The organism is Paraniabella hibiscisoli (assembly GCF_022512515.1).
Classification (GTDB): Bacteria; Bacteroidota; Bacteroidia; order Chitinophagales; family Chitinophagaceae; genus Niabella; species Niabella hibiscisoli.
In genome coordinates this window covers 690,922-715,074 of sequence record NZ_JAKWBK010000001.1, presented here as the reverse complement: position 1 = coordinate 715,074, position 24,153 = coordinate 690,922, and the positions used below count along the sequence as shown (strand labels likewise).

Below are 24,153 nucleotides of genomic sequence, written 5' to 3'. Positions count from 1 at the left end.
CCGCAGACGGCAATAATTGCGGTCTCCCGATGGACTTGATTTGATATTTTTAATAAAATGGGTGAACAGGAAAACTACGCTTTGTATCAACAAAGCTCATTGCTAAGAAAAACAAACAAAACGGGGGATATTATAGCATTACAGTCATTCTCATACCATAAAATTAGAAATTATTAATAACCCGGCCAAAAGAAGGGCATCTAACATTGTATGGCAATTATAATAGCTTACGGAATATCATCTTACTCGCTACGCCCATGCAACTCTGCAGCTTTGATTGTTAGTACACATCCCCTTGACGCAAACTCCCTTTCAATTGACGTCTTTCTACCCTGTTTGTCTTTGACAACAACGTACTTTTGAATAGTAATAAAAATTTAAAATCATGGCACTTATCAATCCTCACATCAACTTCAATGGAAATGCCGAAGAAGCATTCAACTTTTACAAATCGGTATTCGGTGGAGAGTTTATCAGGCTCGTACGCTTAAAAGATATGGCCGGTGCCGAGTTTCCCGTAGCAGCAGAAGATGAAAATAAGATCATGCATATCGCACTGCCGATTGGTAAAAACAATACGCTGATGGGAAATGATGTTCCTTCATTTTTAGGGAAAGTAAATGAGAATGAAAACAGGAGCAAGATTGCGATCCAGGCAGATAGCAAAGAAGAAGCTGATCAGCTGTTTAACGGGCTTTCAGCCGGCGGCCAAGTGGAGTTTCCTATTGGGGACAGTCCCTGGGGTTCTTATTTTGGCATGTTCAGAGATAAATATGGTATTGAGTGGATGGTGGACTTTTCAAACCAATAGAAGCAACTTATGATTCCCGGCCGGGTTGATGGGGTGGCAATGCATTTACTGTCGCCCGGCCGTTGTACCTTAGGGTTGTTGATAGCAACCCACTTAATACAATGAGCGCTGATACCTATTTACAACTCAGGTCTACTACCATTGCAGATCTGGAGCATCTGTTTTTATTTCAAACGGATCCGGAAGCGATTTATTTAGCGGCATTTACACCGAAGGACCCGACAGATAAGTTAGCTTATATTGCCAAATACACAAAGATTTTAGAAGATCCTACTACCAATAATCATACAGTTCTATTGGACGATAACATTATAGGGAGTATGGCTAAATTTGTGATGGATGGTCATGCAGAAATAACCTACTGGATCGATCGGAAATTTTGGGGGCAGGGTATTGCTACCCGGGCTCTGCAACAATTTCTGAACATAGAAACTACAAGGCCTATTGTTGCACGCGTTGCCTTCGATAACCTGGGCTCGCAAAAAGTGTTGGAAAAATCCGGCTTTATTAAAACCGGTACCGATAAAGGTTTTGCCAATGCCCGGCAAATGGAAATAGAAGAGTTTGTTTACCGGCTAAGCTGATAACTGATGTCGCTACATTTCATCACCCGACACCGGGGAATCCCTTTCGGGATGTCGAATGCCACCACTGATACACGAATGATATACCGCCGTGAATAAAACGGATACCACAGTACACTTCCGCCATCCGATACCTGCAAAGCTGGCTAGGAATCTCTTTTCAATGGTTATTAAATACGTATATCGCAGAAAGCTATATGTAGCTTTACCAAAAATAAGTACATTAGCAAAAACTACCTGGGGAGGCCAATGGAACACTAAAGGTTTTCCGACAGCTCTTAAAAACAGTATAGACAATTAAAGTAAACTGGGTAGGCGTTTTGCTTATTAATAAATGTTTAAAACAGACACTCGCATCACCTGCTTTTGAGTTCTTCACAAAATGAGAAAAACGATAAGTATAATATTAATTGGAATTTTACTAATGGGATTTTTTAGTTTTTTTAAAAAAGAGAACCGGGATTCATCAAATATGGATTCAGCCATTTTAGGAATGGTACTTTTAGAAGACCTGAATTCATTTGACCTAAAAGGGACACTAAATGAATTAAGGACAAAATGGGAACTAAAAATAACTAACAGTGAAGCAGATGATGAGGCAGCCGTATTAGTAATTGGCGGATATAATATAGCGATAGCAACTGTTCCTGCTGCAATTCCGGAAAGGGAGGTTGAAAAAACCGCAGCATACAACTATTTCTGGGAGAACGGAGTTCAAGAAACTTCAAAACATAAAGGACACATTGTCTTATCGATTATGAATGCCGGGAAAAATTCTGTTCTGGAAAACCTGTTGTTCAGTAAAATAGCTTCTGCTGTTATGAATAATAGTAAATCAATTGGAATTTATATCGGCGGTAGAACTTTGGTTTTAAAAAGAACTTCTACCAAGCGAATGTGGAAATGATGAGTGAAGAAGATCTCCCTCTGTACAATTGGATTTGCTTTGGTTTGAGAAAAGAAAGAGGAAAACAATCTGTTTACACATATGGACTTGCTGACTTTGGAAAACAAGAAATGGAAATTATTGATTCTGAAAAGTCACTTGAAGAGCTGAATGAAATGATGTTCAACCTGGCACATTATGTAATAGCTTATGATGTAATATTGAAAGACGGTGAAACAATTGGAGTTTCTGCTGAACAGAAGTTAAAAATTACCGAGTCTGAAGGCAAGTTTACAGCCGGAAAAACTTTTAAAATTGAATATTGAAAGCCTTGGTATTAGCGTCGTTTAGCAGCTGGATAATTAAGGTACTACGACGAAATATTTGCATGGTTTCCATCAACTCTGGTATCAAATGCTTTCTAATAGAATTCCCAATCACTCGCTACATGCATAAACTCATAATCATATTAATATTGTTTACTACAGGATGTACTACAACTAGCCAGCTGCCGGCTATCAATCCCCTGGCAACAAGCAATAAAGACATCTTAATACTTTCAATTATGATTCGCGAATATTTTAGAAATACAAGGGGACTGGCGTTTGAACCTGAAAAGCTCCGGCAACAGGAAAAGCGGAGAAAGTAGCGGAAAGAATTATTGAACTAATTGAAAAGTAAAACAACTATAACCAGCACCAGTACGGATGGCAGCGGATATAGTTCTTAAAAGCCAGAGATTCTATCGTTCCCGGTAAGTATGATTTGACGGTGTCCCTAAAGATACTCAACCGCTAGGGCCGAAGTATCCAGGGAATTTAAATGGCCTGGACAATGCTGCCAGTTTAAATGCTGTGTCTTGGATAGGTTTCAAAAACCGAAATAAATTGACAGATGATAGTTTTAGTAAATTAGCACCTAATTGTGATAGATCAACAATAGTTAGCAAAACAGATCTTATAAAAGAAAATTCATGAAACAATTAGTACATACATTTTGATGGTTACACTTTTTTTATTGTTAGTTCCTGCAATAAAAAAGAAGAACAGAAATACGACAATATGATAATAAGAATTTCGGAAATAGAAATTGAACCAAACTATCTTGAAGAATATCTTGCCATACTTAAAGAAGAAGCCGAAGCATCTGTGAGATTGGAAAGTGGTGTTATTGCAATTTATCCTATGTTTCAAAAAAAGCAAGTAAACGAAATAAGAATTTTAGAAATCTATGCAAGCCAGGACGCATACGAAGCTCATTTAAAAACACCCCATTTCCAACACTATAAAACAGCGACACTAAAAATGGTCAAATCATTAAATCTGGTTGATATGAATGCCCTAGATACTGAAACAATGCCGAGGATTTTCAAAAAAATGGGCCTGTAAAAAGCCTGCTTCCGACCTCAGCCGGCAAATGCTTAGCTAATTTAACTTCCAGTACCATGATAAGCACTGGGAGTTTGAAATGCATGTTCGACAATGAAAATGCAGACCGACATTATTAAAAAGTGATGAAAAATATCAACCTATTCAGAAAATTTTTTTAGGAGCCAATACCTGGGCGCAAAGAAAGGATGGGGTTCCCATCGATCTGTTGGACAAGCTAACAAAAGAAGAATTGAAGATTGCCGAAGCAGAATTGATCGATGTGATAAGTCTTAGAGATCACTGGCCGATCATCGGGCTGGGACATATAAAATCCAAAGCCGCGCTGCCGAAATTATATGAACTATTGCAAGATAGCATCGGCCCTATAAAAGTGACTATTGCCCATTCCATTTTTCAAATATGTCGGGATAAAAAAATGGTCGACATTGTTTTGAACACGATGCCGACCATTACCAATCCATTTGAGCTGATTGATATCTTGTATTTTCTGCCGGATTTTGAAGACGAAAATATTACTGAGCTACATCACAATTATCGTAATCACACGGACTATTTGGTGGCTTATAATGCTACCCAGGCTCTCGGGCTGCCAACCGATGAGGTGGTTAAAAAGTTCCGTGATATGAAAGAATAGGCGTTGCGAATGGTATACTGTGGTACGTAAAACAGCCGCTATTAGTATAGATCGTCATTCCGGTCGAAACAAGGGGAGCCTTGGAATCTTTTTTAATGATTTACTCAGCAAACACAGTTCAGGAAGAGCAGATAATAAGACTTAACATTAGAATGTGGCTAATATAAAAAGCCAGTTGCATCCAGGAAAAAATCCTCCATGCAACTGGCTCATTAGAAATCCCTCCGTCTCTTCAGTACAGTCGGGGATTACAGCAGATGTAAACTGAATAATCAGGCATGCACGCCTTCGCTGATTTCTTCCACCATCTTCTTATTAAAAGCAGGCAGGTCTTCCGGTGTACGGCTGGTTACCAATCCTTCATCTACAATTACTTCTTCATCCACCCAATCGGCGCCGGCATTAATTAAATCTAGGCTGATGGCCTTTACGGAGGTCATACGGCGGCCTTCTACTACACCGGCATTGATCAACACCTGGGGGCCATGGCAGATAGCGGCTACGGGTTTGCCCTGCCCGAAGAATGCCTGCACAAAACTAACAGCGGCGTCATTCACCCTTAGCTTATCGGGGTTCAGCACTCCGCCTGGTAATACCAATGCATCATAATCGTCGGCCGATACCTGGTCGATGGTAACATCTACTATATATTCCTGTCCCCAGTTCTTATTGGCCCAGGCTTTAATAGTACCTGCTTCAAGTCCTACAATATGTGTAGTCCAGCCCTGTTGCTCCAGGTGTTCTTTGGGAGATTTTAGTTCACTTTCTTCGAAACCGTGGGTGGCCAGAATGGCTATTTTCTTACTCATTATTTAAAGGTTCAATATGTATTGTTGCCAGAACTAGTGGTCCAAAAACCACACCTGAAAAAACAAATGCACCGGGTATTCTGTTAAATAAATTCAAAAGCGGGAAACCGTAATGGTTTACATGGCACAATTGTTATTTTCGTAGACAGCATATACTATAAGAATGGAAATGATTATTTACGTATCGATCGGCACTATTGCAGGACTACTAATTGGGTGGCTTTTAGGGAAAAGCCGCGCGGCGTCTGGTATTCAGGCCGTTAAAGATGAAGCTCAAATGAAATATGGTGGGTTGGAAAAAGAACTGGTATCGCTCAAAGCCACGTATGCAGCCGAGCTGGCAGCGGCACAGCAACAAATGGCTCATCGCCAGCAGGAATTTAATACCATTAAAGCCGATCTTTTAGCTTTAAGCACCGAGCTGGATAACAGCCGCCAGCAATATGCCTCGGTTAAAGCTGCTTATGATACCAGCCGGCAAACCCTTATTGAAAAAAATAATGAGTACCTGAGAACGCGCTCGCTAAGTGAAAATCTGCAAGCCGAGCAGGGTACGCTGCATCAGCAATTAGCGACCGCATTGGCTACCAATAAAGCGCTCACAGAGAAGCTCCAAACGCAGAAGGAAGAAATGGAAGCGATGAGCAAAAAATTCAATACTGAATTTGAGAATATCGCCAACCGTATACTGGAAACCAAGACCAGCACATTCACCGAGCTCAATAAGAACAATATGAAAAACTTATTGGAACCGCTGGGACAGAATATCCGCGAGTTTAAGCAACAGGTGCAGGATGCTTATGGCAAAGAAAGCAATGAGCGTTTCTCTTTACAGAACGAAGTGAAAAACCTGGTGCTGCTCAACCAGCAATTAAGCAAGGAAGCGCAAAATCTTACAAAAGCTTTAAAAAGTGAATCGAAAACACAGGGCCGCTGGGGCGAGCTGATACTGGAAAAAATACTGGACAAATCAGGCCTGCGTAAGAACGAGGAGTTCTTTATGGAGTACCAGCTGTTTGGCCCTGATGGTAAAGCCCTATTAAGTGCCGTTAGCGGAAAAAAATGCGGCCCGATGCTCTGATCGTTTATCCCGATAACCGCCATGTGATTGTAGATGCCAAAGTTTCATTAAACGCCTTTATAAGATATGCCGAGGCAGAAGATGAAGCAACACAGGAGGCAGAGCTGCTGGCGCATGCCCGCGCAGTAAAAAATCATATTGAGCAATTGCATGTGAAGGCTTACGATGACTACGATAAGTCGATGGACTTTGTAATGATGTTCGTGCCTAATGAAGCGGCTTATTTTGCGGCCCTGAAGGGCGATGCCAACCTTTGGGAATATGCATATGACAGGCGTATCCTTTTGATCAGTCCTACCAACCTGATTGCAGCCTTAAAGCTCCTGTCCGATCTATGGAAACGGGAACGTAACGACCGCAACAGCATGGAGATTGCAGATCGTGCTATAAAAATGTATGATAAGCTGGTAAGCTTTGTGGAAAACTTGGATGCTGTGGGTAAACACCTGGACAATGCCCGTGGTAAATATGATGATGCGGTAAAACAGCTGCACACGGGGAAAGACAATTTCTTTTCGCAGGCAGGTAAAATGAAGTCGTTGTTGAATTACAATAAGCCAAAAGATTTTCAGCAGGCGAAGCTGGATCTGGGAGAGGATAATGATTTAGGCCAGGATTGATGGTTGGTGAAATATCAATAATGGCGATAACGGAAGGTGCTGTTATTATTGCTGTAACAAAACGGTTCCTTGTCCGTTTTCTGCAAAATGCTTAATCATCTTATTTCTTTCTATTAAAAAATTTCGCAGGTATCGTGTCAGTATAAAGCCGGTTAACCACGCTGCCTAATAATCCGGCTGGCGATTGAAAACGCAAAATATCTTTCATTAAGGTACCTCTATCTACCTCGGTAAAAATATGATCGTGGGCAAATAACCGGAAGGGGCCTTGTTGCTGTTCATCCCTGAAATGAAAAGGGCGATGATAAGCAGTAATTTTGGAAGTTAATTTTTGGCGTATAAAGAAATGAGTAGCCTGCCAGGTTACCGTTTCATTCATACCAATTAAGCCACTCGTTCGGCCTGCAATAGCTTTTTCTTTGGTTTTAGCTGTTGATAAGGTATGCAGGTCGATGCTCCTGGAGAGATCAAAACAAGTGTTGATATCAGCATGAATCAATGTTTCTAATTCGATAACCGGCATATCGCTTTATTTATGGAGCATTGCGCGATCCCCGTTAAGAAATTGAGAGATCGGGAGTTTTCTCCAAGCCAAATGTAGGTAAAGTTGCGTACCTACGGCACGCAATATAAATGCACTGCATGTTGCTACTACCCATGTTTTGTCCGTGCCGGATCAAGGCGTGCATATCAGGCAAAAAAATACTTTGCGGCCAGTTTTAGAAATGTAAAAAGTCCCGTTAGGGACTTTATATCGGTAACCAAGATATCAACTGAATGTCGGCGTGCCATAGGTACGCGACCTTACTTGCCCATTGCTGCTTCATCCAGCATCCAGATGGCGGAGCCTTTTTCAGGTTTACTTCCTGCACGGGGAATTTAGACGCCGCATTCTTGGAAAAAATATGTTTCACCACAGGAGCTTTGGCAGCACCCGCTACCAGGAACATGGCTTCTTTGCTATTATCTATTAAGCGATACGTAAAGCTTAAACGGAAGGTTTGCTTGCTCTCCACCCAAACTTCTTTAATATATTTTTTCTTTTCGTTCAAGATATCTGTACCGGGAAATAACGAAGCTGTATGGCCATCATCGCCCATACCCAGCAGGGTAAGATCTATCTGCATTTTTTTGCCTAAAGTATCGGCTATTGCTTTTTCATATTGTGCAGCACAATCACTGGCATTACCTTTAGTAGGCATGGCCAATATATTCTTACGTGGCAGTTTTACATGGTCCAGCAAGGCTTCTTTTACCATACGGTAATTACTGTCTTCATGAGTATGAGGCACAAAGCGTTCATCACCCCAAAGCAGGTGCACATTTTTCCAATCAATATTTCTTGAGAATTTTGGAGTTGCTAACAGGCTGTATAATGCCTTTGGAGTGCTGCCTCCCGATAAAGCCACAGTGAAACGACCGTTTTCTGCAATGCTTTTATTGCTTCTTTCTACAAAATAATAAGCCGCAGCAATGCTTAACGCTTCGGCATTCTCCCAAATCAATTTTATATGTTGCATTTATTTCTTTTTCGTGGTTTTTGTTTTAACTTCTTCCGGCAGCATCAGCCATTTGATCTTACCGTCTTTTATCAGCTCTTCAGCTTCTTTGGGGCCCCAGCTACCAGCCTTGTATTTTTCATATCTCCTTTTTCTTTGCTCCATGCATTTAATATCGGCATTACAATGCTCCATGCAGTTTCTACCTGGTCGGCACGTATAAATTGTGTAGCATCGCCTTCCAGGGCATCCAGTAATAAGGTTTCGTAGGCTTCCGGCGCTTCTTCTATAAAAGAATCATGATAGCTAAAGTCCATCTCCAGTGGCTTTAATTTCATTTCAAGTCCCGGTACTTTTCCTTCAAAAAGCAGGCTTATTTTTTGCTCAGGCTGAATGCTAATGACCAGTCGGTTGGGTACCACATCATCTTTAAATATCTTATGCGGACTATCTTTAAACTGTACAACGATCACCGAAGACTGCCTCTCCAGGCTTTTACCGGTACGCAGGTAAAACGGAACGCCTTTCCAGCGTGGGTTGTCGATCCACACTTTCATGGCCACATAAGTTTCTGTAGTGGAGTTGCGGGCCACATTGGTTTCTTCTTTATAACCCACCTGCTCTTTTCCCTTTACTTCACCTTTGGTGTATTGGGCTCTTACCACGTCCTGTACCGCGGTTGCGGTGGTAAATGGTCTCACCTTCTTTAACACTTTTACTTTCTGCCTGCGAATATCTTCTGCATCATAGTTGCCCGGGCATTCCATAGCCACTAAAGAAAGCAGCTGCAGCAGGTGGTTTTGGACCATATCTCTTAAAGCGCCGCTTTTATCGTAATAGCTGCCACGGGTTCCAACGCTTACGCTCTCAGTAACGCTAATCTGTACCTGGTCGATAAACTTATTGTTCCATAAAGGCTCAAAAATATAATTGGCGAACCTAAAGGCTGCAATGTTCTGCACCACTTCCTTACCCAGGTAATGATCAATACGATAGATCTGGTTCTCATAAAAGAGTTTATTAAGCAGATCGTTCAAACCTTTAGCGGATGCGAGGTCGGTACCAAACGGCTTTTCTACTACAATACGGTCCTTGTCTCTTTGGGATGCAATATTATGCTGCGCTACACCATTGGATATCACTTCGATAAAGCTGGGTGCAACTGAATAATACAAAAGCCTGCTGGCGCGGGTCTTCCATTTTTTGTCGTTCTCATCCAGCGTGGCCTTAAGCCGGGTATAAGTTTCATCTATGGTGAAATCTCCCTGGAAGAAGTATAGATTGTCAGTAAACTTCTTCCATTCTGCGGCTTTCGCTTTGCCTCGTCTTGAAAAAGATTTACACCTTCCAGCATATGCTTTTCGTAAGCGCCCTCTGGTAAGCCCTGGTAATGAACACCATAAATGGCAAATTTTTCAGGCAGGTAGCCACTGATATATAAATTGTAAAATGCAGGGATCAGCTTGCGCCAGGCAAGATCTCCAAAACCTCCGAAGATGACAATATTGGCTGGTATACTTTTAAAGCTCATAAAAGATATTTGATACTGGGTTCTTGATATTTGATGCTTGATGTAGGTTCAGGATGCTTGATGAAAGATAAATGGGATCGCAATCAGCCATCATCTATGAACTATCATCCATGAACCATCATCTTTCTACGTTGCTGGCGTCCAGTCCGTATGGAATGCACCATCCTTGTCAATACGCTCGTAAGTGTGCGCTCCAAAGTAGTCGCGTTGCGCCTGTACGAGGTTGGCCGGTAGTCTCTCCTGAACATAGGCATCAAAATAATTCAATGATGCTGAAAAAGCCAGGGCCGGTATACCGGCATCCATAGCTGTTTTCAGGAAGTTTACCAGTCCGGGTCTCTTTTCTTTTAACAGCGGTACAAATACCGGGGAGGCAATTACATTCTTTAATGTAGCGTCTTCTGAGAAAGCCTTGTAAAGGTCGTTGAGCATGAGCGAACGGATAATACATCCGGCTCGCCAAACCTTTATCACCGTAGGAATAGGAATTTCGTATTTATAGATGGATGAAGCCACAGCAAGTAATTCCAGCCCCTGCGCGTAAGCCATCATAAATCCAAAATGTAAAGCATCGCGGCAATCCTTTTTAAGCGCTTCCACGTCTACGCTGGTTTTTCTATTCTGATGATTGTATAAACGGGCAAACTGTGTACGCTCTTCCTTCAATGCAGAGAGGTAGCGCATGGAAACCGAAGAATCTACGGTGGGTAGGGGTACGTTTAATTCCAGTGCAGTTTGGGAGGTCCATAAACCCGTGCCTTTTTGTTTGGCTTTATCGAGTATCATGTCCAACAGGTCGTTACCGGTTTCGGGGTCTTTCTGTTTGAAAATATCGGCTGTTATTTCAATCAGGAAGGATTGCAGCTCACCCTTGTTCCAGGTGTCAAATAGCTGATGCAGTTCGGCATTTGATACTCCTTCGTTTCTCAATAACCCATACACTTCGCTGATCATTTGCATCACCGCATATTCAATACCATTATGTACCATTTTTACATAATGACCCGCAGCGCTGTTACCCATAAAGGCAACGCAAGGCTCGCCATCGGCCTTAGCCGCGATCGCCTCAAAAATATCCTGTACCAGCTTATAGCTTTCTTCGTTACCGCCTGGCATCATACTGGGGCCAAAACGTGCGCCATCTTCACCACCCGATACGCCCATTCCAATAAAATGGATACCCGAGTTTTGCAGGGCTGCATATCTTCTGTCGGTATCCACAAAATGAGAGTTCCCGCCATCTATTAAGATATCTCCTTTTTCCAGATTGGGCAATAATTCATCAATTACAGCGTCTACTATTTTACCCGCCGGAACAAGGAACATGATGATGCGCGGGGTTCGCAGGCTTTTTATTAAATCAGCTGATGAGCTAACGGTAGTAATAGGGCGGTCTCCGGCTTCTTCGTTCATTCGCTTTGTCTGCTCTTCGCTACGGTCGTAACCACAAACCTTAAACCCATGATCTGCAATATTTAAAACAAGATTCCGGCCCATAGTGCCCAGGCCGATCATTCCAAAATGTGCGTCCATAAAATTTTTTTTAAAGATAGGATTGCATTAATGAAATCTTAAAATATTATTGATTGTTCACACAATTTTAAAGCCTGGTTGGCGTTTTACGATGAATTTCGTTACTTTCACCATACGAACGGATATAGTATTAAGAACCATTTTAGTAAAGAAAAGATCAGTATATACGATGTTTATCAAAAAAGCATTACCGGCTTTGGCATTGTTGGCTTTATGCGCCTGTGGCAATAAGCCGCCTCAAAAAACCAATGTTCTAAATAGAAATCCTCAAAAAATACGGCGGCAAAGCCAACTCCCGGCAATCCCCCAACCAAACCGTTTTTACAAAGCCTGAACAGGTTACCAGAAATAATCAGCAGAACAATATACCCGAGGCTAAAAGGCCCGAAAGAGAAAAAGAGACTTACACTCCTCCTCCGGCCAGCAACGATGCAGCGGCATATAGTTTTCGCTCTCCGCAATATTATAAACGTATTACAGATAGCATACAGTTTTACGCAAAACCGTCTTACGAAAAAACGGTTGATGAGATCATTAACCAGATAGCTAAAAATCCTTCGCAAAAAAGAATCCGGCAGTAAATGCCCAGTGGTATGCTTCGGTTAACTTTAATATAAGGAAGCCCAACTTCGTGGTATTACATCATACCGCACAAAATTCTGCAGAACAAACCTTGTTTACTTTTTCAATAAGCAGAACCCAAACCAGTGCACACTACGTGGTAGGTCGTGACGGGGTTGTGTACCAGATGCTGAACGACTATGTACGTGCCTGGCATGCGGGAACAGCAAATGGGGCAGCATTACCGATATGAACTCCTGCAGCCTGGGTATTGAGATTGATAACAACGGGGAAGAGCCTTTTTCTGATGCCCAGGTTACGGCGCTCATAAAATTGCTCGATTATCTGAAAGATCAGCACGGCATTCCGCAATCCAACTTTATTGCGCACTCCGATATTGCACCCAGTCGCAAAAGCGATCCCAGTAAGTATTTTCCCTGGAAACGCCTTGCTGATGCAGGTTTCGGCTATTGGTACGACACCTATAATATGCAAACGCCCCCGGCTGATTTTAATGCTTTATTAGCGCTGCGGGTAATAGGTTATGATATCAGTAACCAGGCTTCAGCTATCAAAGCCTTTAAGCTGCATTATATTCAAAACGACGTTTCCGGTACCCTTAGCGATTATGACAAAAAGGTTTTATACAGTGTGTACCGCAAATTCTAATTACTTATAGCCCAATCAACCACAAATGGCATTATCTTATTTGATGAGATAATGTTGAATCAGTTTTCTCTCTGAACATCATTGCCATATATACAATGTGTATGGCGCACATATTACTTTAATTGTTATATTGCGCGGAGGCTAGCTTCACGTGATTAGTGAATTAATTGGTAAATACCTGCGGGCAATACCGCAGGGTTATAAAAAGAGATTTTAACATGACAGAAGAACATAAGAGGTTACAGGAGAACGAAAAAAAGCAGTACCCTTAGAAAAATGGGGACCCTATGTAAGTGAACGCCAATGGGGTACTGTAAGAGAAGACTATAGCGAGTATGGAGACAGTTGGGGGTATTTCCCTTTTGATCATGCTTATTGCCGGTCTTATTTCTGGGGTGAAGACGGATTGGCGGGTATTTCCGACTACTTCCAAAACCTCTGTTTTGCAGTGGCACTATGGAACGGAAAAGATCCTATTTTAAAAGAGCGTTTGTTTGGTGTGGGGAATTATGAGGGGAATCATGGGGAGGATGTGAAAGAGCTTTATTACTATATGGATAATATACCCAGCCATTACTATATGGAGTACCTGTATAAATATCCGCAGCAGGCTTTTCCCTACGAGCAACTAAGAACAGAAAGTAAGAACCGTTCGAAGGAAGAGCCGGAGTACGAAATACTGGACACGGACGTGTTTAAGAATAGTCAATACTTTGATGTAAATATTACCTATGCCAAAACCAATAGCACTGATATCGGTATTAAGATAAGCATTACCAATCGCTATAAAAAAGCAGCGGCCATCACGGTGTTACCTACACTTTGGTTTTATAACCGCTGGACCAAGCACGGCAGTTTAAAAACAAAGCCAAATTTTTCACCAGCCGGAAAGAATACCGTTTTTGCTGAACATTCGCGCCTGGGTAACTATTATTTTTATTACCAGGAGCCGGATGATGCCTTGTACACCGACAACGAAACCAATACCCAGATAGTAACAGGGCAGCCCAATGAAAGCATATTTACTAAAGATGCTTTTCACCAGGCCGTTATTCATAAAGCGCATGTAAATGAGCTGCGCCAGCGTAAATCGGGCACCAAGTTTTCGCCGGTATACAACTACACCGTAAAAGCAGGAGAAACCATCGATATCTATTGCCGTCTTTCTGAAAAGCAGCAAAAAGAGCCATTTGACAGTGATTTTGAAAAACTGTTTGAGAAAAGGAAAAAGGAAGCGGATGCTTTTTATGCAGAGATATTTCCCAAAGGGGTAAAAAGCAACCTGGCAAAAGTGCAGCGGCAGGCATTGGCCGGTTTATTGTGGAGCAAGCAGTATTATCACTATGATATTGAGAAGTGGCTGTCTAATTCGGATGGCATTGCGCAGAACAATGACAGGCGTAAGAGCGGCCGGAATAATGACTGGAAGCACCTGAAAAACCAGGATGTGATATCGATGCCTGATAAGTGGGAGTATCCCTGGTATGCGGCCTGGGATCAAAGCTTTCAATGTATATCGATGGCGGTGGTGGACCCCGTATTTGCTAAAAACCAATTGCTGCTTTTAATGCGGGAGTGGTATATGAAACCCGATGGACAGCTCCTTCTTACGAATGGAATTTTAGTGATGTAAACCCACCGGTACAAGCCTGGGCGGCCATGGAGATCTTCGAAATAGAAAGAAAGACCACGGGTAAAACGGATATCGACTTTCTTAAAAAGGTATTCCATAAGCTGCTGATCAACTTTACCTGGTGGATCAACCGGAAAGACCGGAAGGGGGACAATATTTTTGAAGGGGGCTTCCTGGGACTGGATAATATTGGTGTGTTTAACCGAAGCTATCACGATCAGGGCGATATTCAGCTGGAACAGGCTGACGGGACGAGCTGGATGGGCGTGTATGCGCTCAGCATGATGGACATTGCATTGGAGATCGCTATGGTGGATAGCAGCTTTGAAGATGCTGCTACCAAGTTCTTCGAGCATTTTATTTTAATTGCCGAAGCGTTGAATGAGCACTTCTTATGGAATGAAGAAGACCAGTTTTTTACGATGTATTATGTATGCGGGATGCGCCGCCACAACCGTTACGTATTCAGTCAATTGTAGGGCTTACTTCTTTATATGCGGTGACTACTATAAAGAAAGAAGTATTTGAAAAATTACCTGATTTTGCGAAACGTTTTGACTGGTACAAGAAATATCGGCTCAAGAACAACCGTTTCTGGCCCAAAGAGGAGCATAGCGATGGAAATGAACTGTTGTTGTCGATGGTGCAGACCGACAGGCTAAAATCGATGCTAAAACGCCTCTTTGATGAGCAGGAGTTTTTATCCGGTGGTGGAATCAGGGCTTTATCTAAATATCATGAAGCGCATCCTTATTCGGTTACGATTAACGGAGAAGTGCACACAATTCAGTATGATCCGGGCGATTCTACTTCAGATATGTTTGGAGGCAACTCCAACTGGCGTGGCCCTGTTTGGATACCGATCAATTTTATCATTATCCAATCCATCAGGCGGTTAGGCAAGTTTTACCACGATTCTTTGATGGTGGAATATCCGACCGGATCGGGCAACCAGATGAATCTTTTCAATACTTCGACGGAACTGGCTAAAAGGGTCATCAGCATGTTTGAGAAGGATAAAGATGGCAATCGCCCTATTTATGGTCCGTACAATTGGTTTTACAAGCAACCCGAAAATGAAGAGCTCATCCTTTTCTATGAGTATTTTCATGGAGATACCGGGCGCGGCCTGGGCGCTAACCATCAAACCGGCTGGAGCGCTTTAGTGGCAGAATTGATAAGTGAGCTGGCAGATAAGGCATAGTAAACAAATAAACATTTATAACAAACGGTTGTGTATTGTGCGCAACCGTTTGTTTTTTTGATACATTCTACAACAACTTCCCTATTTTTTATTACCTCATCATTTTAAAATAATTGTTTATGAGTGTTGCCACACAACCTGGGTTTAAAAAAATTATATGGTTCCGCTGATCACGATCTGCGCGCTGTTTTTCATTTTTGGGTTTATTACCTGGGCGAATGGAACGCTGATTCCTTTTTTCAAAATGTCTTTCAGCCTTAGTGACGGAGAGGCCTTTTTGGTGGCAACTGCATCCTATATGGCTTATTTTTTCCTGGCTATTCCCTCTTCATGGATATTAAAGCAAACGGGTTTTAAGAATGGTATTGTACTAGGTCTTGTAGTACTTGCCCTTGGCGGATTAATATTTATTCCAGCCGCTAATTCGCATTCCTTTGGGCTGTTTCTTACCGGAATATTTGTGCAGGGAGCTTCCCTGGCATTGTTGCAGACTGCAGTAAACCCGTATTTGTCCATCATCGGTCCTATTGAGAGTGCTGCTAAACGCATCAGCATGGCAGGCATTTGCAACAAGTTTGCAGGAATGATTGTACCGTTTATCATGGGCACATTGTTCCTTAAGAATGCGGGCGAGGTAGAAGCAAAGATACAAGCCGCAACAGGGGACGCAAAATTGCAATTATTGAACGATGTATTATCAAGAGTAAATACACCGTATATCGTTTTAGCTGTTATCTTTATTCTGTTTGCTGTTTTTGTTAAGTTTCTGCACCTCCCTGAAATACAGCCCGAAGAAGATGTGATTGACGAAGCCAGCGGTCAGGTCATTCAGCATAAAAGTATTTTTCAGTTTCCGCATCTGTTTTTAGGAGCGCTGTGCATATTTGTATATGTGGCAGCTGAAGTGATGGCGGGAGATATCATCGGCGTATATGGAAAGGAGTTGGGTATTAGTCCTGATATCTCCAAATACTTTACCTCTCTTACGTTAACGGGTATGTTGATTGGTTATGTAATTGGTATTATAACTATCCCCAAATACCTTTCGCAGCAAAAGGCACTTAGAATTTGTGCTCTTTTAGGAATTTTATTTTCTGTTATTGCTTACCTGAGCAGTGGTTATACCGCAGTTGTATTTATTGCTTTACTTGGGCTGGCTAACTCTTTAATGTGGCCGGCTATTTTCCCCTGGGAATTAATCATTTAGGGAAATTTATCAAACTGGGATCTGCAATAATGATCATGGGTATTGCCGGCGGTGCTATATGGCCATTGATATATGCCTGGCTAAAAGATAAAGCAGGGCTGGATTTTCAGCTGGCATACTTTATCACTGTATTACCTTGTTACTTATATATCTTGTACTTTGCTATTGCAGGGCACAAAGTCGGCCTGAAAGGGAAATAATAAGCGAAATTAATATTATCGCAGTAATAACTCACAGGGCTTTAGCCCTGTTTGTTTTTTAAAGGCGGTACTGAAGTGGGAAATGGAAGAATAGCCCAGCATCATAGATACATCTGTAACATTTAGCCCTTTTTCATATAAAAGGTACTTGGCATGCTCCATTCGCTGATTCTGGTAGAAATCAAAAATGGTGGTACCATACATTTCCTTAAACCCTTTTTTAAGGTAGCACTCGTTCATCGCTACTTTACGGCTAAGGTCTTTAATGGTGATAGGCTGGCCAATGCTCTGGATGAGTATATCCCGGGCAAGGGTTATTTTTTCACGATCAACATCGCTGTTAAGGAAACGACAGGATAGTATCTCTTCTTTGTCGGAGATCCAGTCCATGCTATAGAGCAGCAACATCTGTAGTTGAGCGTTTACATAAATATTTTCCAGGCTACCGGTATATTTATGATTCACCAAGGCCTCAATAACCCCACGCGTTTTACAGCAAAGTGGTATATTTTTCTGAAAAGAATCTTTTTTGTTAAAACGTAACAGCAAATCTGTAGCAGTGGAATTGACTTTGCTGTTTACAAACTGGGAAAGCTGGGGTGCTGAATAATCAACCGCCACTACATCATAAGAGGGCACGCTTTGAGCACAGGCTTTTGTATTTCCCGAAGTACATTTCTGACAGGCATCGGTACTGCAATACATATTACCGGCAACACAAAACCTCAGCTTAACGCCATTTTGATCGTTGCTTTTGCCTTTATAATCATAATTAACAATCCCTGCATCCTCTGTACCGTTATCTTCGTCACGCATAAAACGCCTGATCGAATAATTTACGGATCCGGGTATATGCTGCTCTTTACAAACAATAGGTTGTAAACCTTTTAATGCTTGTATCCACGGACCGGTAACTGCTGTTATTTCGTCTTGCTTGCTCATTAATTAAGTGCAAAAATAATATTGTTTGTTAAATTATTCAACTAACAGCTATTAGTTATAAATTTGGAAGCTTTATCGGGCCAAAATAATAGCAGGATATTATCAAATCTTTAATTTTGCACGCCGCCTGTGCGGTGATGTCGGAAATTTATAGTGTTCGAACAGCAGAAAGAAAATATTACATCGTTTAATGATACATTTCAACTCATACATCCATCCGGACGCTAAAGTGGCGACCAATGTTAAAATAGACCCTTTTACAGTCATTCACCCAAATGTAGAGATCGGGGAGGGTACCTGGATAGGTTCCAACGTTACGATACAGGAAGGCACTACCATCGGGAAGAACTGTAAAATTTTCCCGGGTACTGTTATTGGTTCTGAGCCACAGGATAAGAAGTATGCAGGTGAAAAAACGACTGTAGAAATTGGAGATGACTGTGTGATCAGGGAATTTGTGACCATTCACCGTGGCACCAGCGACAAATGGAAAACAGTGGTAGGAAAAGGTTGCTGGATACTGGCCTACAGCCATATCGGGCACGATTGCACGATCGGTAATTATTGTACCTTAAGCAATAGTACTCAAATAGCCGGTCACGTAGTACTGGGTGATTATGTGGGTTTTGGTGGTGTGGTTGCCGTGCATCAGTTCGTAAAGATTGGTTCCCATTCGTTTATAAGCGGCGGATCGCTGGTGAGTAAAGATGTACCACCGTTTATTAAAGCTGCCAGGCAGCCCTTAAGCTATGCCGGTGTGAATTCGGTGGGCTTAAAGCGCAGGGGGTATAGCATCGAACAGATCAACCATATTCTTGATATTTACCGTGTTCTTTATAATAAAGGGCTGAATGTTACTCAAGCCGTTCAGATACTGGAGGAAGAGTTCCCTGTAACAGAAGAAAGAGACGAAATACTCACTTTCATCCAGGAAAGTACCCGTGGTATCATCAAGCGATACAGCAAAGCCAATGGCGATGACGATTCAATTGCATAATGCCGGCAAACGTTATAACCGGGACTGGATCTTCCGCAATCTTAATTATACGTTTCAATTGGGGAAGCATTATGCAATCACCGGGCCTAACGGAAGCGGCAAAAGTACTCTTTTACAGGTTTTAAGCGGCGCTGTTTCCATCAATGAAGGATCCTGCAGCCATGCATTGAACAATGCCCCTATTGCGCCGGAAAAGATCTTCAACTATGCCTCGCTTTGTGCGCCCTACCTGGAGCTGGTAGAAGAATTTACCCTCACCGAGTTTTTAACCTTCCACCAATCATTTAAGCCTTTTGTAAATGGCATGTCCGTAACCGCGGTAATAGAAGCTGTTCATTTGCCTCATGCCCGCCATAAAAAAATAAATGAATACAGCAGCGGTATGAAGCAAAGGGTAAAGCTGGCCCAATGCATATTATCTGATACTCCTCTTGTTCTGCTGGACGAGCCCTGCACCAACCTCGATGTAGCCGGTATAGAACTATACAACCAGCTTATTAAAACCTATTGTTCGGGAAGGCTGGCCGTAGTAAGCAGTAATGATATTGCTGAATACGGTTTTTGCGAAGAAGTGCTGGATATTACTGCGTTCAAATAATTCGCCTGAAAGCCATTCTTTTATTTTTAATTATATCTCCGGCAAGGTCAGTCTTTTGCGCTTAGAGTAAATTCTGATCGCCACTACCAGTACCACACAAATGCTGAGGTCAATGCTGCGATTGAAGTCGAAGTATTTATTGATGAGAATAAACGCAAGTCCCCCTGCGGCGCAGGCGGTAGCATATAATTCCCCTTTTCGTAAAAGCAAGGGTGGGTAACCACAGAATATATCGGCAATAAGCCCGCCGAAAGTAGCGGTAATAATACCCATGATTAGCGAATAAAGATTGTTTGTGCCATTTTGTAGCGCGGTTTCTATACCCACTGCTGTAAAAAGACCAATACCCATTGCATCGGTAAAGAAAATCGTTCTTCTGAAATTGTTAACCTTATCTTTTACTAAAAAAGTAACCGCCGTTCCTGCGAATACCAGCCCGAAAGCCAGGTTGTCGTTGATCCAGGTTAGTGGGCGCACACCCAACAGCAGATCCCGCAAGGTACCGCCGCCATAAGCCGACACAAAAGCCACCACTAATCCCCCAAAAATATCCAGCTTGGCGCCGCGGGCTTTAAAAGCGCCTGCAAGCGCAAACATAAAAATACCCAGGTAAGATATGATGGTTAAGAAAGTCACCCCGCAAAATTAGCCGAGTGGTGCGTAGAATTAGCTATCCCTGAACTATTTTTATTGCAATACGTAATGTATACCAGCGGTTGTTTTTTAAACGGCTTTCTATACATTTACGTAGTGGCAAATTCTTTTATAAAAATATACTTATGACATCTGATATAATAGTTTTCGAGATCCAGGATCAAATAGCTCTTATAACCATCAACCGGCCCGACAAGCTCAATGCCTTAAACAAGGCGGTTTTTGATGAACTGGACAGGCTGTTGGATGAAGTGATTGAGCGGTCAGATATCAGGTCGGCCATTATAACCGGGGCAGGGGAGAAAGCTTTTGTTGCCGGCGCCGATATCAGTGAGTTTACCAGCCTCGATGCTCCATCCGGTGAAGCGCTGGCCCGCCGTGGACAATTAGTATTTGATAAAATTGAGAACAGCCCAAAAATTATTGTCGCAGCGGTAAACGGGTATGCTCTGGGCGGTGGCTGTGAACTGGCAATGGCCTGTCATTTCCGCGTGGCCAGTGACAACGCTAAATTTGGTCAGCCGGAAGTGAACCTGGGATTGTTGCCTGGTTATGGTGGTACACAAAGGCTTACCCAGTTAATTGGCAAGGGCAGGGCCATTGAGTTGCTGGCAACCGGTAATATGATCGATGCGTTGACTGCTTTTAATTATGGGCTGGTGAATCATGTGGTAGACAGGGGGCAGCTGATCACCAAGGCAAAATCTATATTGGCTGTTATTAATGCGAAAGCCCCGCTTGCCATAGCGGCTTCGGTTAAAGCAGCTCAGCAGGCATATGATGTCAATAAAACAGGCTATTTGGCCGAAGCCCGGCTATTTGGCGAACTTTTACAGACCGATGACTGCAGGGAGGGTGTTAATGCATTTATGGAAAAAGACCTGCCTTTTTTAAAGGCCGATAAAATGACACGCAGGAGCCAAAACCTTTTTTGTTAAAAAAACTGGAATAGGATTTGCACTGTATAGAAAAACGCAGCAGCAAATGATGCCTATTAAAGACAATGGATGTTATTGCTTCACCTTTGAGACTATCGATACAGTAGATATTTTTACGAAAGCGATGTACAAACAGATCATCGTGCATAGTTTAAATCATTTTATCGATGCGAAAGGGCTGGTAGTATATGGATGGTGTCTGATGTCAAACAAATTATATTTTATTGGTCAATCTCTTGAAAATATTTCCCTGGAAACGTTGAGAGATGACTTTATTGTGTTTACCTGCAGAAAAATTGTGGAAGCCATCAAAAGTGATCCCAGCGAAAGAAATGCCTGGCTCTTAACCCATTTTGAAAACACTTCCGCCGCTGATCAATCTCCCGTCAAACAGTCCTGCTGGGGCGACATTAATACAACAGCCCAGATTGATATGAAACTACCGCAGAGTATGGCAGAGCAGTTAGAGTTTATTCATGGATTGCCGGTAAAGGAACGAGTGGTGCAATATTCTTCCGATTATATATACAGCTCCGCCCGTGATTATATTGGCATGCCCGGATTAGTAAAGATCACCAAACCTGCTACAGTAGAAAGCATACTTTATGAAATAGAAAGTCGGAAAAACGGTTTTCGCACTAATTACAACCAGCAATAGATCCTTTTTAGCTTGTTAAAATTGTTGATAGCCGGCAACGGCTACCAGGCATGTAATATATTTGTATGCACGTACCATGCCGCGGAAAAAGAAATACAACTATAATAATATCAAACTAATTGTTTCGGCCATTTTTATAATTGCCCTGGTAATTGGCCTGCTTCAATGGATCAATTCTCAAAAGGTAAAGTTTGTGCACTACGAGGCTTTTGGTATCGATATGCCTGTAGCTTTTTCTATTCATGGTATTGATGTTTCGCGATACCAGAAAAAAATAGCCTGGCAAGGTGTAAAGGAGATGAATGTGGCGAATATCCAGCTCAATTTTGCCTTTATTAAAGCAACCGAAGGCGTAACGCTTACCGATAAGCAATTTAAAAATAACTGGCGACAGTCGAAGAAACATGAAATGCCCCGTGGCGCCTATCATTTTTTGTACCTAGTCAGGATCCTGCAAAGCAGGCCGAATATTTTATCTCCCGCGTGAAGCTGGAGCCGGGAGATCTTCCGCCGGTGCTAGACGCCGAAGTAGCGGGAATACTGCCTGTAAACGTATTTCGCGCCCGCATACAGGCATGGCTGAACATAGTAGAGGACTATTATAAAGTAAAGCCAATTATATACACTAATGCTGCTTTTTATGAAAAATATATGGGACCTGAGTTTAACGAATATCCTTTATGGGTGGCACATTACTATGAGCGTAAAAGTCCCCGCATCAGCCGCCCCTGGACCTTTTGGCAACATAACGATAAAGGCAATGTAAATGGCATTGATGCCAAGGTGGATTTTAACGTATTCAACGGCGATATTATCGCCTTCATATGCTATTGATCAAGTAATTACTTTCTTCTGCCCGGATAAACTGAGATCCCGATAGACATCAGGAAATTCCTGGATTGTACATTGTAAGTATCTACATCGGGATAGTCGCTGTTGCCTGATTTTTTACTGGTAAAAGGATCGCTGGCAAAATTGAAACCAAAGTCCAGCTTTAACCAATCATTGTTCTTAAAACCGCTTTGTAAGAGTATAGAGGGTTCAAACAGGCCAAATGTTTTGTTGCGGGCGTCCTTATAGCCTAGTATTACTTCTTCCTCATCGGTATAACTGGTGTGAATATTATTAAGCCTTAGCAAAGAGAAACGGGGCGCTATGGACATGCGCATATAGTCGTTGAAGAAGAAATTAAAAGAAGGGTGAAAGAAATACTTTAAGGTGTTGGCTTCATAGCTTTTAAACCGGGCCACATCAGCGGGGTTTACTGCATCGGTAGATGACATCTTGCCAAAGCCTACCCCAACCACTCCATTAAAATATACTTTTTCACTTCTTCCCATCGGGGTAAAAAATCCGGCACCGAGTTCGAACTGATGGCGATTGTATCTTACATCGGTTTTCCTGTCAATATTCGACAGATCATCATCTTTAAAATGATCTTTTTCGTCCCGGTAATTACCGCTGGCTGTTAGCATGAAATGATTGGTAACTGCTACCGCAACCTGGCCATCAAAGCCTGCCGAATGGCCCAAAGACTCATCGTTGTCATTATTGTCAATGCTGGAAAATATTTTGGCAGGGTTACCTGCTCCGGCAGCAGAGATCTTAAAATCGCCCTGTTGCCTTAAAAATGCCGCATTGTGCACCGAAGGTGAGTTGATGTATCGGGGATTAGAGCAGGCTGTTAAAAGTACAATAACAGCTATGTTAATGGCAATTAAGCGCTGGATATGATTTTTCATGTATAGAAGTTTATATCACAAAATACGGATGTAACGGTCAGCTAAACAATCACGGAAATAGTGATTTTGGCAATACCTGTTTTTAGTGATTGGAGAGGGACTATTGCTCCCATTCGCCGGCGCCCAGCCTTACTACTTCATAATCATCATTTACACAATTGATGATCGTGGAAGGTTTGGTGCCTCCTATTCCGCCATCCACTACTATATCTACCAGGTTTTTGTATTTTTCATAGATGATTTCCGGGTCGGTATAGTCTTCCACAAATTCACCGGGAAGCGTAGTGCTTAAAATGGGATGGCCGAGCTCTTTTACCAGCTCGTGTACAATCTTATTATCGGGAACCCGCAACCCGATAGTATCCTTTTTACTCTGCAATATTTTAGGAACCTGTTTACTGGCTGGTAAAATAAAAGTGTAAGGGCCCGGAAGATGCTCTTTTAAAACCCGGTAAGTAGTATTGGATATCTGCCTGGCAAAATCGCTCAGGTGGCTGAGGTCGCAGCACACAAAAGAAAGCTGTGCTTTTTTAGGATCTATTTGCTTAATGCGGCAGATTTGTTCAATCGCCTTGGTTTGATAAATATCGCAGCCCAAACCATAAATGGTATCGGTAGGGTATACAATGATGCCACCATTACGCAGCGTTTCCGCTACCTGTTTAATCAGGCGTTCCTGCGGGTCTTTGGGGTGGATACGGAGTAACATGTATCAAAGGTAAAAAGTTTACAGGTTAAAAAGTTGATAAGTGTACGTTCTTGCCAAACCAC

27 protein-coding genes and 2 pseudogenes are annotated in these 24,153 nt (G+C 42.2%); 20 read left to right on the top strand and 9 right to left on the bottom strand.

The features are described from left to right. The first annotated feature begins 385 nt into the window (after positions 1-385). The 6 genes from MKP07_RS04600 (at position 386) to MKP07_RS04575 (ending at position 4,306) form a co-directional block, all read left to right on the top strand. On the top strand, positions 386-811 hold the full coding sequence (locus MKP07_RS04600) for a VOC family protein (RefSeq protein WP_240845313.1): 426 nt from the start codon (positions 386-388) through the stop codon (positions 809-811). Positions 812-912: 101 nt separating this feature from the next. After that, positions 913-1,395, top strand: coding sequence for a GNAT family N-acetyltransferase (locus MKP07_RS04595; RefSeq protein ID WP_240845311.1), 483 nt, complete (start codon positions 913-915; stop codon positions 1,393-1,395). A 382-nt stretch (positions 1,396-1,777) separates the two neighbouring features. Continuing rightward, on the top strand, positions 1,778-2,302 hold the full coding sequence (locus MKP07_RS04590) for a hypothetical protein (RefSeq protein WP_240845309.1): 525 nt from the start codon (positions 1,778-1,780) through the stop codon (positions 2,300-2,302). After that, positions 2,299-2,607: a DUF4261 domain-containing protein gene (locus MKP07_RS04585; protein ID WP_240845307.1), complete on the top strand. Its 309-nt coding sequence runs from the start codon at positions 2,299-2,301 to the stop codon at positions 2,605-2,607. Before MKP07_RS04590 ends, MKP07_RS04585 begins: the two co-directional genes overlap by 4 nt. A gap of 735 nt (positions 2,608-3,342) precedes the next feature. Further along, complete coding sequence (locus MKP07_RS04580) at positions 3,343-3,669, top strand: putative quinol monooxygenase (RefSeq protein WP_240845305.1); 327 nt, start codon at positions 3,343-3,345, stop codon at positions 3,667-3,669. Positions 3,670-3,901: 232 nt separating this feature from the next. After that, a complete protein-coding gene (locus MKP07_RS04575; protein WP_240845303.1) occupies positions 3,902-4,306 on the top strand; it encodes a hypothetical protein in 405 nt (134 codons plus the stop codon). Positions 4,307-4,578: 272 nt separating this feature from the next. Here the strand turns inward: MKP07_RS04575 and MKP07_RS04570 are convergent, their stop codons facing one another. Next, positions 4,579-5,115: a type 1 glutamine amidotransferase domain-containing protein gene (locus MKP07_RS04570; RefSeq protein WP_240845301.1), complete on the bottom strand. Its 537-nt coding sequence runs from the start codon at positions 5,113-5,115 to the stop codon at positions 4,579-4,581. A gap of 169 nt (positions 5,116-5,284) precedes the next feature. On the opposite strand from MKP07_RS04570, the gene rmuC reads away from it, so the two are divergent. Both rmuC and MKP07_RS04565 read left to right on the top strand, forming a co-directional pair. Continuing rightward, the gene (gene rmuC, locus MKP07_RS37655; protein WP_262919146.1) at positions 5,285-6,196 is read left to right on the top strand and encodes a DNA recombination protein RmuC; all 912 of its coding nucleotides are present in this window, start codon (positions 5,285-5,287) and stop codon (positions 6,194-6,196) included. Next, entirely contained in the window at positions 6,178-6,816 is a 639-nt protein-coding gene (locus MKP07_RS04565; RefSeq protein WP_262919145.1) for a DNA recombination protein RmuC, read from the top strand. Before rmuC ends, MKP07_RS04565 begins: the two co-directional genes overlap by 19 nt. Before the next feature lie 100 nt (positions 6,817-6,916). Here MKP07_RS04565 and MKP07_RS04560 read toward each other — a convergent pair whose 3' ends face one another. From MKP07_RS04560 to gndA, 4 genes and pseudogenes are all read right to left on the bottom strand, one after another. Further along, complete coding sequence (locus MKP07_RS04560; protein ID WP_240845299.1) at positions 6,917-7,339, bottom strand: SRPBCC family protein; 423 nt, start codon at positions 7,337-7,339, stop codon at positions 6,917-6,919. Positions 7,340-7,565: 226 nt separating this feature from the next. Then, positions 7,566-8,336 carry a 6-phosphogluconolactonase gene (gene pgl, locus MKP07_RS04555; protein WP_240845297.1) on the bottom strand — a complete coding sequence of 257 codons (771 nt, stop codon included), beginning with the start codon at positions 8,334-8,336 and terminating at the stop codon, positions 7,566-7,568. 71 nt (positions 8,337-8,407) lie between these two features. Then, positions 8,408-9,846, bottom strand: a pseudogene (gene zwf, locus MKP07_RS04550) (glucose-6-phosphate dehydrogenase). Positions 9,847-9,972: 126 nt separating this feature from the next. Continuing rightward, entirely contained in the window at positions 9,973-11,379 is a 1,407-nt protein-coding gene (gene gndA, locus MKP07_RS04545; RefSeq protein ID WP_240845295.1) for an NADP-dependent phosphogluconate dehydrogenase, read from the bottom strand. Between the two features lie 78 nt (positions 11,380-11,457). On the opposite strand from gndA, the gene MKP07_RS04540 reads away from it, so the two are divergent. The 7 genes from MKP07_RS04540 to gluP all read left to right on the top strand — a co-directional run bounded on the left by MKP07_RS04540 (position 11,458) and on the right by gluP (position 16,653). Continuing rightward, entirely contained in the window at positions 11,458-11,610 is a 153-nt protein-coding gene (locus MKP07_RS04540) for a hypothetical protein (RefSeq protein ID WP_240845293.1), read from the top strand. Between the two features lie 400 nt (positions 11,611-12,010). Then, positions 12,011-12,193 carry an N-acetylmuramoyl-L-alanine amidase gene (locus tag MKP07_RS04535; protein WP_240845291.1) on the top strand — a complete coding sequence of 61 codons (183 nt, stop codon included), beginning with the start codon at positions 12,011-12,013 and terminating at the stop codon, positions 12,191-12,193. After that, on the top strand, positions 12,190-12,609 hold the full coding sequence (locus MKP07_RS04530) for an N-acetylmuramoyl-L-alanine amidase (protein WP_240845289.1): 420 nt from the start codon (positions 12,190-12,192) through the stop codon (positions 12,607-12,609). Before MKP07_RS04535 ends, MKP07_RS04530 begins: the two co-directional genes overlap by 4 nt. A 406-nt stretch (positions 12,610-13,015) precedes the next feature. Then, positions 13,016-14,242 carry a hypothetical protein gene (locus MKP07_RS04525; protein WP_240845288.1) on the top strand — a complete coding sequence of 409 codons (1,227 nt, stop codon included), beginning with the start codon at positions 13,016-13,018 and terminating at the stop codon, positions 14,240-14,242. Next, entirely contained in the window at positions 14,185-14,721 is a 537-nt protein-coding gene (locus MKP07_RS04520) for a hypothetical protein (RefSeq protein WP_240845285.1), read from the top strand. Before MKP07_RS04525 ends, MKP07_RS04520 begins: the two co-directional genes overlap by 58 nt. After that, complete coding sequence (locus MKP07_RS04515; RefSeq protein ID WP_240845284.1) at positions 14,676-15,446, top strand: MGH1-like glycoside hydrolase domain-containing protein; 771 nt, start codon at positions 14,676-14,678, stop codon at positions 15,444-15,446. The genes MKP07_RS04520 and MKP07_RS04515 overlap by 46 nt, the downstream gene beginning before the upstream one ends. A 157-nt stretch (positions 15,447-15,603) precedes the next feature. Next, the gene (gene gluP, locus MKP07_RS04510) at positions 15,604-16,653 is read left to right on the top strand and encodes a glucose/galactose MFS transporter (protein ID WP_240845282.1); all 1,050 of its coding nucleotides are present in this window, start codon (positions 15,604-15,606) and stop codon (positions 16,651-16,653) included. Between the two features lie 215 nt (positions 16,654-16,868). Here the strand turns inward: gluP and MKP07_RS04505 are convergent, their stop codons facing one another. Next, positions 16,869-17,795 carry a helix-turn-helix domain-containing protein gene (locus tag MKP07_RS04505; RefSeq protein ID WP_240845280.1) on the bottom strand — a complete coding sequence of 309 codons (927 nt, stop codon included), beginning with the start codon at positions 17,793-17,795 and terminating at the stop codon, positions 16,869-16,871. 190 nt (positions 17,796-17,985) lie between these two features. On the opposite strand from MKP07_RS04505, the gene lpxA reads away from it, so the two are divergent. After that, positions 17,986-18,792: an acyl-ACP--UDP-N-acetylglucosamine O-acyltransferase gene (lpxA, locus tag MKP07_RS04500; RefSeq protein WP_114789913.1), complete on the top strand. Its 807-nt coding sequence runs from the start codon at positions 17,986-17,988 to the stop codon at positions 18,790-18,792. Then, positions 18,773-19,390 carry an ABC transporter ATP-binding protein gene (locus MKP07_RS04495; RefSeq protein WP_240845278.1) on the top strand — a complete coding sequence of 206 codons (618 nt, stop codon included), beginning with the start codon at positions 18,773-18,775 and terminating at the stop codon, positions 19,388-19,390. Before lpxA ends, MKP07_RS04495 begins: the two co-directional genes overlap by 20 nt. Positions 19,391-19,420: 30 nt before the next feature. On the opposite strand, the gene MKP07_RS04490 is transcribed toward MKP07_RS04495, so the two are convergent. After that, complete coding sequence (locus MKP07_RS04490; protein WP_240845276.1) at positions 19,421-20,026, bottom strand: trimeric intracellular cation channel family protein; 606 nt, start codon at positions 20,024-20,026, stop codon at positions 19,421-19,423. A gap of 143 nt (positions 20,027-20,169) precedes the next feature. Between MKP07_RS04490 and MKP07_RS04485 the strand changes: the two genes are divergently transcribed. The 3 genes and pseudogenes from MKP07_RS04485 to MKP07_RS42110 all read left to right on the top strand — a co-directional run bounded on the left by MKP07_RS04485 (position 20,170) and on the right by MKP07_RS42110 (position 22,474). Next, the gene (locus tag MKP07_RS04485) at positions 20,170-20,982 is read left to right on the top strand and encodes an enoyl-CoA hydratase/isomerase family protein (RefSeq protein ID WP_240845274.1); all 813 of its coding nucleotides are present in this window, start codon (positions 20,170-20,172) and stop codon (positions 20,980-20,982) included. A gap of 46 nt (positions 20,983-21,028) precedes the next feature. Continuing rightward, positions 21,029-21,640 (top strand): hypothetical protein, encoded by a 612-nt coding sequence (locus tag MKP07_RS04480; protein ID WP_240845272.1) that lies wholly within the window; start codon positions 21,029-21,031, stop codon positions 21,638-21,640. A gap of 76 nt (positions 21,641-21,716) precedes the next feature. Further along, positions 21,717-22,474 (top strand): annotated as a pseudogene (locus tag MKP07_RS42110) (glycoside hydrolase family 25 protein). A gap of 8 nt (positions 22,475-22,482) precedes the next feature. Here MKP07_RS42110 and MKP07_RS04465 read toward each other — a convergent pair. Continuing rightward, on the bottom strand, positions 22,483-23,382 hold the full coding sequence (locus tag MKP07_RS04465; RefSeq protein ID WP_240845267.1) for a hypothetical protein: 900 nt from the start codon (positions 23,380-23,382) through the stop codon (positions 22,483-22,485). Between the two features lie 100 nt (positions 23,383-23,482). Continuing rightward, complete coding sequence (locus MKP07_RS04460) at positions 23,483-24,091, bottom strand: L-threonylcarbamoyladenylate synthase (protein WP_240845265.1); 609 nt, start codon at positions 24,089-24,091, stop codon at positions 23,483-23,485. Positions 24,092-24,153: the final 62 nt, after the last annotated feature.